14 protein-coding genes and 2 pseudogenes are annotated in these 12,138 nt (G+C 68.0%); 4 read left to right on the top strand and 12 right to left on the bottom strand.

Translation table 11 applies throughout. The features are described 5' to 3' along the window. Positions 1 to 8: 8 nt before the first annotated feature. From GJ629_RS04530 to GJ629_RS04510, 5 genes and pseudogenes are all read right to left on the bottom strand, one after another. Positions 9 to 602, bottom strand: a complete 594-nt coding sequence (locus GJ629_RS04530) for a HemK2/MTQ2 family protein methyltransferase (protein WP_157511946.1) — start codon at positions 600 to 602, stop codon at positions 9 to 11. Continuing rightward, complete coding sequence (locus GJ629_RS17890; protein WP_157511945.1) at positions 599 to 1,837, bottom strand: mechanosensitive ion channel family protein; 1,239 nt, start codon at positions 1,835 to 1,837, stop codon at positions 599 to 601. The genes GJ629_RS04530 and GJ629_RS17890 overlap by 4 nt, the downstream gene beginning before the upstream one ends. Next, a pseudogene (locus GJ629_RS04520) lies at positions 1,834 to 2,668 on the bottom strand (16S ribosomal RNA methyltransferase A). Before GJ629_RS04520 ends, GJ629_RS17890 begins: the two are co-directional and overlap by 4 nt. Then, the gene (locus tag GJ629_RS04515) at positions 2,668 to 3,234 is read right to left on the bottom strand and encodes a DUF655 domain-containing protein (RefSeq protein ID WP_157511944.1); all 567 of its coding nucleotides are present in this window, start codon (positions 3,232 to 3,234) and stop codon (positions 2,668 to 2,670) included. The pseudogene GJ629_RS04520 and the gene GJ629_RS04515 overlap by 1 nt, the downstream one beginning before the upstream one ends. A 40-nt stretch (positions 3,235 to 3,274) precedes the next feature. Continuing rightward, the gene (locus GJ629_RS04510) at positions 3,275 to 4,276 is read right to left on the bottom strand and encodes a succinylglutamate desuccinylase/aspartoacylase family protein (RefSeq protein ID WP_157511943.1); all 1,002 of its coding nucleotides are present in this window, start codon (positions 4,274 to 4,276) and stop codon (positions 3,275 to 3,277) included. 108 nt (positions 4,277 to 4,384) lie between these two features. Between GJ629_RS04510 and GJ629_RS04505 the strand changes: the two are divergent. Next, a pseudogene (locus GJ629_RS04505) lies at positions 4,385 to 5,717 on the top strand (RimK/LysX family protein). Here the strand turns inward: GJ629_RS04505 and GJ629_RS04500 are convergent. From GJ629_RS04500 to GJ629_RS04485, 4 genes are all read right to left on the bottom strand, one after another. After that, a complete protein-coding gene (locus tag GJ629_RS04500) occupies positions 5,718 to 6,074 on the bottom strand; it encodes an RNA polymerase Rpb4 family protein (protein ID WP_157511942.1) in 357 nt (118 codons plus the stop codon). 19 nt (positions 6,075 to 6,093) lie between these two features. Continuing rightward, a complete protein-coding gene (locus tag GJ629_RS04495; RefSeq protein WP_157511941.1) occupies positions 6,094 to 6,384 on the bottom strand; it encodes a 50S ribosomal protein L21e in 291 nt (96 codons plus the stop codon). A gap of 118 nt (positions 6,385 to 6,502) precedes the next feature. Next, positions 6,503 to 6,769: an elongation factor 1-beta gene (locus tag GJ629_RS04490; RefSeq protein ID WP_157511940.1), complete on the bottom strand. Its 267-nt coding sequence runs from the start codon at positions 6,767 to 6,769 to the stop codon at positions 6,503 to 6,505. Continuing rightward, on the bottom strand, positions 6,766 to 6,945 hold the full coding sequence (locus GJ629_RS04485; protein WP_157511939.1) for an HVO_2753 family zinc finger protein: 180 nt from the start codon (positions 6,943 to 6,945) through the stop codon (positions 6,766 to 6,768). Before GJ629_RS04485 ends, GJ629_RS04490 begins: the two co-directional genes overlap by 4 nt. A 147-nt stretch (positions 6,946 to 7,092) precedes the next feature. On the opposite strand from GJ629_RS04485, the gene GJ629_RS04480 reads away from it, so the two are divergent. Both GJ629_RS04480 and aroC read left to right on the top strand, forming a co-directional pair. Continuing rightward, on the top strand, positions 7,093 to 8,193 hold the full coding sequence (locus tag GJ629_RS04480) for an NADH:flavin oxidoreductase/NADH oxidase (protein ID WP_157511938.1): 1,101 nt from the start codon (positions 7,093 to 7,095) through the stop codon (positions 8,191 to 8,193). A 52-nt stretch (positions 8,194 to 8,245) separates the two neighbouring features. Next, complete coding sequence (gene aroC / locus GJ629_RS04475; protein ID WP_157511937.1) at positions 8,246 to 9,502, top strand: chorismate synthase; 1,257 nt, start codon at positions 8,246 to 8,248, stop codon at positions 9,500 to 9,502. 3 nt (positions 9,503 to 9,505) lie between these two features. Here the strand turns inward: aroC and GJ629_RS04470 are convergent, their stop codons facing one another. Then, a complete protein-coding gene (locus GJ629_RS04470; protein WP_157511936.1) occupies positions 9,506 to 9,778 on the bottom strand; it encodes a hypothetical protein in 273 nt (90 codons plus the stop codon). Between the two features lie 33 nt (positions 9,779 to 9,811). Between GJ629_RS04470 and GJ629_RS04465 the strand changes: the two genes are divergently transcribed. Beyond that, on the top strand, positions 9,812 to 10,444 hold the full coding sequence (locus GJ629_RS04465) for a uracil-DNA glycosylase family protein (protein WP_157511935.1): 633 nt from the start codon (positions 9,812 to 9,814) through the stop codon (positions 10,442 to 10,444). Here GJ629_RS04465 and GJ629_RS04460 read toward each other — a convergent pair. Both GJ629_RS04460 and GJ629_RS04455 read right to left on the bottom strand, forming a co-directional pair. Next, positions 10,441 to 10,869, bottom strand: a complete 429-nt coding sequence (locus GJ629_RS04460) for a CBS domain-containing protein (RefSeq protein ID WP_157511934.1) — start codon at positions 10,867 to 10,869, stop codon at positions 10,441 to 10,443. The genes GJ629_RS04465 and GJ629_RS04460 overlap by 4 nt on opposite strands. Before the next feature lie 40 nt (positions 10,870 to 10,909). Continuing rightward, positions 10,910 to 11,899, bottom strand: a complete 990-nt coding sequence (locus GJ629_RS04455; RefSeq protein WP_370515787.1) for a DUF3179 domain-containing protein — start codon at positions 11,897 to 11,899, stop codon at positions 10,910 to 10,912. Positions 11,900 to 12,138: the final 239 nt, after the last annotated feature.

Below are 12,138 nucleotides of genomic sequence, written 5' to 3'. Positions count from 1 at the left end.
ACGTTCACTCAGTAATTATCATCAGGGTGTGTCAACGCGAGGACGACGAGCCGTTCGAACGGCACTTTCTCCTCGGCCACCTCGGTCGCGTCTAGGCCGTTGTCGGCCGCGATAGCCCGGACGGCCTCGATATCGGTCAGCGAACTCACCAGCAACAACACTGTCCCGCCGGGGGCCAACACCCGGGGGACGCGCTCCAGAAACGGCGTGACGACCCGGCGGCCGTCCTCCCCGCCCGAGAGCGCCCGCTCCATCCAGTCGTCGAACTCCACCGCTTCCGGCGTCGGGAGGTACGGCGGGTTGAACGCCACCACGTCGAACGCGTCGTCGACGAACGGAGAGACGAGGTCCGCGCGGACGACGTCGAGGCCGTTCGCCCGCGCCTGCTCGCAGGCGAGCGGGTTCAGGTCGGAAGCGAGGACGTCCGCGCCGGCCTCGGTCATCTCGGCCGCGATGTATCCCGACCCGGTGCCGACGTCCAGTGCCCGGTCGCCCGGGTCGACGAACTCGGGTAGCGCAGAGGCGAGCAACGCCGAGTCCTCGGCCGGTTGGTACACCTGCGCTAGGTCCCGCTTGTCGGCCAGTTCGGGGTCGTCGCTCATCGCTCGTCCTCCGGGTCCTCGGAGAGGCGCTGGTTGAGCGTCCGCTGGGGGAACGGAATGGTGATTTCGGCCGCCTCGAACGCCTGCCTGATGGCGGTGACGGCCTGTGTCTGTGCCTCCCAGCGGCGCTCGGCGCTGGGGTCGTCGATCCAGAACCGCGTCTCCAAGACGACGGCGGAGTCGCCGAACCGCACGAGCACCGTCTTCGGTTCCGGGACCTCCTGTATCACGTCGCCCGCCCGGTCGGCGACGGCCTCGGTCGCCAACTCGCGGGCGCGGTCGAGGTCGGTGTCGTAGTCGACGCCCACCTCGACGTCGACCCTGAGTCGCCCCCGGCGGGACCGGTTGACGAGACTCGTGTTCGTCACCACGTCGTTGGGGATGACGACGAACTCGCCGTTGACCGTCCGCAGTTCCGTGTTGAAAATGGAGACGTCAGTGATCACGCCCTCCTGATCGTCGACGACGATCCAGTCGCCGATGTCGAAAGGCCGCCCGAACAGGAGGATGAACCCGGCGAGTACCGACGCGAGCGTCTGCCGGGCGGCGAGTCCGAGGACGACCGAGAGGAACCCGGCCCCGAGCAGCACGTCGCCGATTTTGATCCCCCACGCCGCCACCGCCGCGACGACGGCCAGCAGGTACAGCCCCACCTTGGCGACGTTGTACCCCACTTCCTGCTGGTGGCGGGTCAGCGCGTCGTTCTCGGCGGCCACCACCGAGATGACCCGCTCGACGAACACCGTCGCGCCCCACGCCCCGAGCAACAGGAAAAACGTCACCAGTAGCCGGATGACCGTCGACGGCTCGGGTTCGAGCGCGCCCGCCAGCGCCGCCCCGATGTCGTTCTCGCCCCAGATCAACAGGACGGCGGCCGTCGCCCCGGCCGCGAGCGCGACGATCAGCGCCGCCTGTACCGCCTCCAGCGTCGACCCCCGCGGGTCGTACTCCGACCGGAGCCACCGACCGACCTGCCGGATGCCGAAACTCGCCGCGACGACCCCGAACAGGACGGCGGCAGTCGCAACCCACTGCCTGACCGATGTCGACAGGACGGCCGCGACTATCCCGACGGCTGTACCGACCGTCCCAGCCGGAAGCGTCGCTACGGCTGTACCGACCGTCCCAGCCGGAAGCGCCGCTACGGCTGTACCGACCGTCCCAGCCGGAAGCGTCGCTACGGCTGTACCGACCGTCCCAGCCGGAAGCGCCGCTACGGCTGTACCGATACTCACGGATCACCCACCTCTGCCGCGATCTGGGCCAACTTCGCGAACTCGGCGGGCGTCACGTTCCCGGCTCGCTTGCTCATCAGCGTCTCCCCCGCGGCGTCGACGACGGCGTCCGGGTCGCCGAGACCGGTGATGTGCGGGGTGTTCCGGACGGCGTTGCGCATCGTCTTGCGCCGCTGGGTGAACACCCCGCGAACGAGGTCCATAAACAACTCGTCGTCGGGAACGGTGTAGGCCGGGTCCCGCGGCGTCGTCCGGACCACGGCGCTGTCGACGGCCGGCGGCGGCGAGAACGCCGTCGGCGGCACCGGTTCGACCACTTCGACGTCCGCGTAGTGACCCGCGGTCACCGACAGGCGGCCGTAGTCGTCGGTCCCGGGGTCGGCAGCCATCCGCTCGCCGAACTCCGCCTGTACCATCACCAACAGCGGCTTTCCCGCCGGCAGCAACTCGAATATGATCTCGCTCGACGCACCGTAGGGGAGGTTCGACACCGACGCCGAGAACTCCGGGAGGTCGACCTCCAGGGCGTCGCCCTCGATTACGGTGAGCCGACCCGCCGCTATCTCCGCGTCGAACTCCTCGCGGAGGAACCCCGCCAACTCGGGCGCGCTCGACCGCGGTGACCGAGTCGGCGACCGCGAGCAGTCGGTCGGTCAGCGCGCCCGTCCCCGGGCCGATTTCGAGGACGTGCGTCAGGTCCATCCCCTCGGCGTACTCCGGGAGGCGGTCAAGCACCCGGTCGTCGATCAGGAAGTGCTGATCGCGGTCGGGGTTGCCGGAAGCGCCGGCCCGCCGAAGCAACGCGTCCGGGTCGCGTGGCTCTCGGTCCATCACTCCTCGCGCTTTGCGAACGTCCGGTATTTCAGGTCGTCCTCGCGGATCTCCTCTATGATCCGCTCGACCAGCACCTCGCGGGGGTCGTGCAGGCCGTCGACTCGCGCCTCGATGTCCGCGAAGCTCTCGAACGGCCGGCGCTTTCGCGTATCGAGGATGTTGTTGCGCAACTTCTTCCCGATGCCCGGGAGGAGGTTCAGCGCGTGCAGGCGGGTCGTGATCGGCGGCGCGTCGTTGTAGAAGTCGACGAACCGCTGTTCGTTGTCGTCGATGATGTCGTGGATGGCGTACTCCAGTTCGGAGTTCGCACCGCCCGAGAGGTCCTCGTACGCTATCTCGCGCAGACGTTCGACCGGCCCCTCCGTCTCGACGGGGACGGTGTCCCCGATGGAGACGTCGCTGTCCTCGGCGAAGACGAGTTCGTACAGCCGGAACTCCTCGATCGAGACGGCGTAGCCGACCGGCTGTTTCTGGTACTGCGGGCGGTCGTCGTCGGACCGGCCGTGCGGCAGATAGTCGAGTACGACAGCCTGCGGCGTACCCGACTCGTCGTCGTCAGTCATAGTTCTCGCTACGACGAGAGCGTACTTAAAAGCAAGCAGGTCACTGCCGGCTCTCGATCGCCCGGCGCGTGCGGTCGTCGACGGCGACCAGATGGACGAGGGGGTTCCCGGGGTAGACGACCGGGTTCTCCAGCACGCCGACCAACACCCCGTCGAAGGGGGCGACGACCTGACTCGTCTCGTTGCCGAACGGGGAGGCGATGGTACAGATGGCCTCTCCGGCGTAGACGAGCGTCCCGCGGTCGTGGTGCATATCCACCAATCCGCCCGTGTCGGCCCTGAGCCACGTCCGGTCGCCGCTGTCCTCGATGACGGTCCGCCACCCCGGCCAGCGGACGGTCTCGCTCTCCAGTAACCCGAACTCCGCGAAGACGCTCCGGACGCCGTCGAGCGCTCGATCGATGAGCGCTCGCTGAAACCGGTGGGCCTCGCCCATCTCGACGGTGACGGTCGGCGTGCCGGCCGCTGTCGCCGCCCGTCTGAGCGTCCCCTCGCTGCCCTCGCTGTCGATGACGACGTGCGTCCCGAAGGCCTTCGCGAGGCGGTCGACCCGTTCGTCCGTCGTGTCCGCTCGCACGTGGAGCATGTTCGTCCGACCGCGTGTCGAGGTGTGAAAGTCGAGTCCGAGGTCGGCGGCCGAGACGAACGGCTCGAAGATACGACTCGCCATCCGACTCGCGCCGGTACCGTCGCTGTCGCCCGGGAACGCGCGGTTGAGGTCCCGGTCGTAGACGGGCAGGTACCGCTTCTGGGCGAGAAAGCCGGGGACGTTGAGCACGGGGAGACAGATCAGCGTCCCGGCGAGGCCGTCGTGGTCCAACTCCTGTGCCACCTCCCGGACCACCTCGATGCCGTTGAGTTCGTCCCCGTGGGCCGCCGCCGTCAGGACGACTGTCGGTCCGGGGTCTTTGCCGACGACGACCGTCACCGGCATCCGGACGGGTTCGCCGAGGTACGTCTCACTGACGCGGTAGCGGAAGTTCCGTGCGCTACCCGGTTCGACCGTGACGTCCCCGACGGTGAACGGTTCGGCGTCCTCCATACCCCTGACAGAGTGGGCGTGCACAAAGCAGTGACGGCGCCCGGGCCGGTCACACTCGACGGCGCGACCACCCGCAGTGACTTTATCCCGCGCTGACCTATACGAACTATGACAGACCGTTCCCCGCTCACTGTCGGCGTTATGAGCTTCACAACAGTATGGAGTCAAAGGCCATCTGCAACGCCGTGGAAGCACTGGATCACGACCCCGCGTGGCTCCGCCGGGAGAACACCGTCGTCGACATCGCCGACGGGCGGCCGACGCTCGAACCAGCGGCCGACGTCGTCGTCAACCGGCTCCTACTGTCGAAATCGGAGGACCCCGCGGAGGAACTCGGCCTCGCCACTACCGTCGCCGCGCTCCGCCCCACGTTGAACCAGCCACACAACACCCTCATTGCGATGCACAAGGTCGCCGCCGCGGTCACGCTCGCCCAGTCGGACGTTCCCGTCCCGGACGCCTATATGGCGCTGTCGAGTGAGCGACTCACGCGCCGACTGGCCGAGGGCGGCGAGACGGCGGTGTACAAGACGGCCATCGGCACCCACGGCGGCGGCACCTGGAAAGTCGGTCCCACGGATCAGGTCACGCCCGCGTCGGCAACCGCGCGGCGTTCCTCCAGTCGCTGTTGGGGTCGCCCGACGGCGAACGCGCGCGTGACCTCCGGGTGTACGTCGTCGGCGACCGGCCCGTCGCGGCGATGTTCCGCTACGCGCCCGACAACGACTGGCGGACCAACGTCGCCCTCGGCGGCGAGGTGGTCGACGCTACCGACGAGGTCCCCGATTCGGTCCTGCAACTCGCGGTGAAAGCGACCGCGACCGTGGGCCTCGACTACGCCGGCGTCGACCTCGTCGAGAGCGACGACGGCTGGTGTGTCCTCGAAGTCAACCCCACCGCTGGCTTCCGGGGACTGTTCGAGGCTACCGGCACCAGCCCTGCTCCCTACATCGCCGCCCAAGCGATCCGGACCGCCGGCGGGACGGTCGAGGACAACCACGTCGAGAAGCTTGCGGCGACACTCGACGACTCGGAGCCCTCGTGCAAGCCCGCGCCCGAGACCCGGACGCGCGGCGAGTCACAGTCCATCGGCTACATCGAGGAGGTCATCGTCAGCGGTACCAGCGGTTCTTCGACCGTCGCGGCCAAGTCCGACACCGGCGCGGCGCGGACGAGCATCGACACCGCGCTGGCGGCCGAGATCGGCGCCGGTCCGATAAAGTCCATCACCAAGGTCCGGTCGGGGTCGAACAAAGTCTCGAAACGCCGCCCGGTGGTCGATCTGGTCGTCACCGTCGGCGGGAGCCGTCACACCGTCACCGCGAGCGTCGAGGATCGCAGCCACATGTCGTACTCGCTGTTGCTCGGGCGGGACATCCTCGAACATTATCAGGTGGACGTGAGCCGGCGGGCCGACGAGACGGACGAACGCGAGGAGTGATCAGGCGTACTTCGCGACGACGTTGAGAATCTCGTCGAGTTCGTCGCCGGACAGCGAGTACCGCTGTTGGGCGTACAGCGAGCGCAGTTCGTCCCGGTCTTGGGGGAGCAGGTCGACTATCTTGTACGCCGTCGCCTCGTCGACCTGTTCGAGTTCCTGCAGTTCAGCGACGAACTCCCGGGACTCCTCGGGTTCGAACTTGGCGAAGCGGTTGACGTGCTCGATGGCCCGAGCGAGTTCGTAGCGCATCTCCCGGTCCTCGTCGTCCGCTCGCTCCGCTTCGATGTCCTCGAGGATGACTTTCGTCTCCGCGAGGGTGAGATACTCCTCGTCTAGCTTCTCTTTGAATATCGTCATAGGTCCTCGCTGTGCGGCGTTATTCCTGCCGGCGGAGGTGCGCGGGCTTGACGATCAGGGTCTTGTCGACGCCACCGTCGGTGATGGCGACCTTGTAGGCGGTGCCCTGCGCGCCGGTGACGACGCCGGTGTGGCCGTTGAACCGCGGGTGGAAGGCCCCGTCGTCGCTGGAGGGGTCGATGGCCAGGTGGACGGAGTCGCCCTCCTCGAACTGCTGGACGGCGCGCTGGGGCGGCGATGTCCCCCGGTCGCGGGGGTCGTTTTTGAGCTTGTTCCGGGTTCCCTTCTTGGGTCCGTTCGAACTGGGCATTCTTGGCCCACGGTAGTCCGGTCGGCCATATAAAACGTGCGTTCCGTCCGCGCGGTGTCGCCCGATGGGCACAGCGCCGTCGCTGGCGGTGTGGCACTCCGAAACAGAGGCGCCGCAGTTAGAGGCGACCGACGTTCTCGACGGAGACGGACTCGACGCCGTCGACTTCGGCGAACCGCTCCTCGACGGCGTCGGTGCCGCCGGAGTCGTCGGGGACGATGACCGTCGGGAGCAGTGCGACGAGACCGAACGCGACCTCGTCCCGCTCGAACCCGTTGATCTTCGCGCCCTCGGGGAGGGACTGTTCGAGTCGCTCTTGGAGGTCGTCGAGGTCGATATCGGGACTGTCCGGCATCACCTTGATCTGGGCTGCGACCTTGCTCATGGTCCTGTGAAACCGCAGTCGGGGCACTTGTAGAGGTTGCTCTGCTTGCGGCACTTCGCACAGCGGTAGATCTGGTGCCCGCAGTCCGGGCACTTGAACGCGGCGGCGCTCGTGCCGGAGATGTTGATCCCGCACGAGATGCACTTTTGACGCCGCTTCTGGTGGCTCTGGCTCATCCGTACCCCTTGTTCCGGACGCCGACCTTTAAGAATTGCTAAAGTCGGCGCAGGCGGCGTCCGTCCGCCCCGGAGACGGCTGCTCGCGTGCCGTCGCCCCGCCTCCGTACCGCCGGGTTCTTCGGGCCGACGACTCTACGACCGCCGATGAGTTCGGAGCTGTTCTCCCCCCTCGAACTGCGGTCGACGACCGCCCCCAACCGCGTGATGGTCTCGCCGATGTGCCAGTACTCCTGTGAGGCACGTGACGGCCACGCCACCGACTGGCACCGCACCCATCTCGGCGCCCGCGCGGTCGGCGGCGCCGGAATCGTCATGACCGAAGCGACCGCCGTCGAGGCTCGCGGCCGTATCTCGCCGGAGGACCTCGGCATCTGGGACGACGCCCACGTCGACTCGCTTGCCCCCATCACGGCGTTCGTCCGCGAGCAGGGGGGCGTGCCGGCGATCCAACTCGCTCACGCCGGCCGGAAGGCCGCCACGAGCAGACCGTGGGAGGGCCACGACCCTCTCGGACCCGACGAGGGCGGCTGGAACGTCGTCGGCCCGACCGACGACCCGTGGCCTTACGAGGACGCCGAGGCTCCGCCGACCGATCGACTCGACCGCGACGGCATCGACTCGGTGATCGACTCCTTCCGTGCGGGCGCTGAACGCGCCCTCGAAGCCGGGTTCGAGATAGCGGAGGTCCACGCCGCCCACGGCTATCTCCTCCACCAGTTCTGCTCGCCGGTCACTAACGACAGGACTGACGGCTACGGCGGGGACTTCCGCGCCCGGACGCGTCTGCTCCGTGAGGTCACGAGCGCCGTCCGGGAGGTCTGGCCCGACGAGAAGCCGGTGTTCGTCCGCCTCTCGGCGACGGACTACCGCGAGGACCCTTCTTGGACTGTCGCGGACACGGTCCGTGTCGCCGACGACCTCGCGTCGCTGGGCGTCGACCTGATAGACGTCAGCAGCGGCGGTATCGCCCCCGATTCTTACCCCGACTCGGCCGGCCCGAACTACCAGCTACCCTTCGCCGAACGCGTCCGCGAGGGGACCGAGTTGGACGTGGCCGTCGGGACAGTGGGTGGTATCACCACGCCTGAACAGGCCGAGGCTATCGTGGCGAACGACCGGGCGGCCCTCGTAATCGTCGGGCGCGAACACCTCCGTGACCCCCACTTTACGCTCCACGCGGCCCGGGAACTGGACGCGATGGACGCGGTCAGGGTCCCGCCGCAGTACCGTCGGGCCTTCGAGTGAGCGGCCGCGGAAACTGGTGCTTTCAAATGCCCGCAACCCTCACAGGGGAGTAATGAACGGCAACAGCTTCGGTCGGCTCTTCCGGTTCACCACCTTCGGGGAGAGCCACGGGGAGGCGATGGGCTGTACGGTGTCGGGCGTGCCCGCCGGCGTCGAACTCGACGAGGACGACATCCAGCGCGACTTAGACCGGCGCAAGCCCGGCCAGTCGATGATCACAACCTCCCGCGGGGAACCGGACGAGGTGTCGATCAAGTCCGGCCTGCAGGAGGGCTACACCACCGGCACGCCCGTCGGGATGGTCATCCAGAACAAGGACGCCCGCTCGGGGAAGTACGAACCGTTCGTCACCGCGCCCCGGCCCAGCCACGGCGATTTCACCTACTCGGCGAAGTTCGGCACGCGCAACTGGGGCGGCGGCGGCCGCTCTTCGGCCCGCGAGACGGTCAACTGGGTCGCTGCCGGCGGCATCGCCAAACAGGTCCTCGAACAGTCCGAGTACGATATCCAGATCAAAGCGCACGTCTGCCAACTCGGTGATATCGTCGCAGAGGACGTGACTTTCGAGGAGATGCTCGAACACGCAGAGGAGAACGAGGTCCGCTGTGGGGACCCCGAGACGGCCGAGGAGATGCGCGAACTCGCCGACGAGTACCAGAAGAAAGGCGACTCCATCGGCGGTGCGGTGTACTTCGAGTGCCGCGGCGTCCCTCGCGGCCTCGGCGCCCCGCGGTTCGACAGTTTCCCCTCACGGCTCGCCCAAGCGATGTACTCAATCCCCGCGGTCAACGACTTCGAGTACGGCATCGGCCGCGAGGCCCGGACGACGGCCGGGACGGAGTACAACGAGGACTGGGAGTTCGAGGAGAGCGAGTCGCAACGCGACTCGAAACAGTCGAGCGGGGAGGGTCCCGACCCGCGAGACAGAGGGGACCCCGTCCCGCAGGGCAACGACCACGGCGGTATTCAGGGCGGCATCACCACCGGCCAGCCAATCTACGGCGAAGTCTCGTGGCACCCGCCGGTGTCAATCCCGAGCGAGCAGGAGACCGTCGACTGGGAGACGGGCGAACGGAAGGAGATTCAGGTTGTCGGTCGCCACGACCCGACGCTCCCGCCGCGGGCCGTCCCCGTCGTCGAGGCGATGCTCTACTGTACCGTGCTGGACTTTATGCTGCTCGGCGGTCGGCTCAACCCCGACCGACTCGACGGCCGCCCCGGCGAGTACGACACCGACTACCACCCCTCGAGTCCGGTCAACGACCCCGACGACGCTGACACGGTGGCAGAGACCGTCGACGAGGACTGATCCTCAGCAGGTCGGATCGCTCTCCTGGTTCCCTTCTTCGCCGTCCATCTCCCGACGGAGGACCCGCCACCGGCGGCGGGCACAGATCACGGCGTCGAAGAAGACGAGGACGAGCCCCGCGACTCCGACCCACCAGCCGAGCGAGTACGCGGGCAGGAGGTCGGTGCCGTAGGTCAGACCGACGAACAGCGCGAGGTAGGCGACGCGTGCGAGGCGGCGATAGTTGCTCACGGCGGTCTCTTGGGACTGGTTCACAATGAGGCTGTGGGCGACCACGCCAGTTTTGCCGGTGGAGACGCTTCAAGCGGTATGGACGCGAATCAGGAGTCCCCGTACAACCCCTTCGGGATGGACGAGGACTGCCAAAACTGCGAGGCGCTGTGTGACACTCGTTCACAGGTCGTCCACGGCTACGGCGACGTGGGGGCGGAGTTCGTCGTCGTCGGTGAGGAACCGGATGCCGGCGTCGACGAGTCGGGGGTCCCGTTCGTCGGCGGCGCGGACGGCGAGGGACTGATGGAGATTCTCCGCGGGTTCGACTTCACCGACTCGCCGGTCGACAGCATCGAACCCGACTTAGAGAACGTCTTTCTGACGTACGTCACGCGGTGTTTCCACCCGGACCGAGCGGCCACCGACGAGGAGGTCCGCAACTGCGAGCCTTACCGCACCAGCGAACTCCGGATGATAAACCCCGAGATAATCGTCGCCGTCGGCCAGGGCGTCCTCGAAGCGCTGGCGTGGGAGTACACCACCCGCAACGCCGAGGACTTCGACGTCGTCGAGGAGCACGGCACGACGGTCCGGGGCCGCGGGTTCGAGATTCTCCCGATGATTCCCCCGAGCGAACAGACCGACGAGCAACGGCAGGCGTTCGTCGAGCACTTCGAGGACCTGCTCCAGCGGGATTACCGGCAGACAAAGGGTCGGCGCGGCCGCTAGTTCGGTCCCCACCCGTTCGGCGGCGTTGCCAGATCCGCGGCCTCAGAGCGGAGTTCGGACAGTTCCCAGACGATGTCGGTCAGGGTGACGATACCGACGATGTCGAGGTCGTCGAGAACGGGCACTTTCTTGATGTCCTCGTCGACCATCCGCCGGACGAGGTGCGTGACCGACCGGTCCGGTTCGGTCGTGACGACCGGCCGGTGCGAGAGGTCACCGACACGAAGCGCCGAGAGCGGGTCGTCCGTCTCGTGGGCGGCCGCCAGCGCGTCGGACTCGGTGACGATACCGATCGGGGCGCCGTCGCCGTCCACGACGACCACCGATCCGACACTGTGGTCCCGTAGCTCTCCGACGGTCTCCCGAAGTGTCGCGTCGGCCGACACGGTCACCACGTCCCGTGTCATCAACTCACGAACGAGCATAGCGGACGTACGGTCCACGGCGGCAAAACTCCCCCAGCACCTACGGCGACCAGATGTCGGTCTCGGGGTGGAAGTTCGCCCACGCGAACCAGAACTTCGGGGAGATGCTGTTGGCCTGTTCGAGACGCGCCCCCTCGTGGGGGCCGTCGACGGCGACGCCGTCGGTCACCCGGAACCGCGACCCCTCAGCCGTGAGGTACCGTCCGTCCCGTCCGACAGTGACCGTTTCGCCGTCGAGTCGGCGGACGTACGCGACCAGCGTTCCCGCGGCCGTCGCGGCGACGGCGACCGGCAGGTCTCCCACGGTGTCGTTGACGACGTCCATCTCTTGCACCCGAGGCAGGGGGTACGCGCGGGCGCTCTCGCCGTCCGCGACGCCGACGACGGTGGTCTTCGGGGCGAGACGGTCGTCGGGGTTGTCACCGCCGCCGATGCCGATGCGGTCGCTGTCCGCGTAGCCGACGTACGGGTCACGGCCGTACGGCCGCGGCGGGGCGTCGGTTATCGTCCCCGAGTCGGGCGGCGGGAGGAGGACGCGCGTCCTGGGGTGGTCGGTCCGCCACTCGCCCCACGTGGTGAGCGACGACGGGACCAACGCTAGGGACTCGCCGGTCCGCGGCCCGCGGATGGCCGTCGCCATAATCTGACTCCAGAGGCTCTCGGTCGCCGCGTCGTACATCACGAGGTCGCTGCGGAACAGCAGTCCCGAGACGCCGAAGGTAGTTACCTCGCCGTCGACCCGTCTGACCGCGGTCATCCCGCTGCCACACAGCGGACAGAACGTCACCAGCAGGGGGCCGCCGAACTCGTCGTTGACGACCTCGTGCCAGTCGAGAATCCGGAGGGGGTAGGCCCGGGCCTCGCCGTCGCGGGCGACGCCGACGACGGTGTCCTCGTCGTCGAGTTCGAGCGACTCCCCGCGGTTCTCGACGCCCGACCAGTCCGCCGCGAACGCCGGGTCGGTGATGGCAGGGATGCCGTCTTTCTGGGCCCCTCTGTCGAGGTCGCTCTCCGGGACCGGCAGTGACACGTCCCGGAACTGCGCTCCCGGACGCCGCGTGCGCTGACCGGTCTCGCCCGCCGTCCGGTCGTCGAGCGTCGCGCTCGTCGGCGAGTCGTCGCCGAGGCCGGTCCCGCTCAGGGACGAACACCCCGCGAGCGCTCCCCGTCCCGGCGGCGAGGCCAGCGAGGTACCGGCGGCGTCTCATACCCCGACGTTCGGGGGCCGCTCGTCTAAAGCTACTGTGCGGTCGTGCGTGAACCACTCAC

The sequence above is a fragment of the Halapricum sp. CBA1109 genome, from assembly GCF_009741825.1.
GTDB lineage: Archaea > Halobacteriota > Halobacteria > Halobacteriales > Haloarculaceae > Halapricum.
Note: the sequence above shows the minus strand (reverse complement) of the source record. Positions and strands in the feature narration are given on the sequence as shown.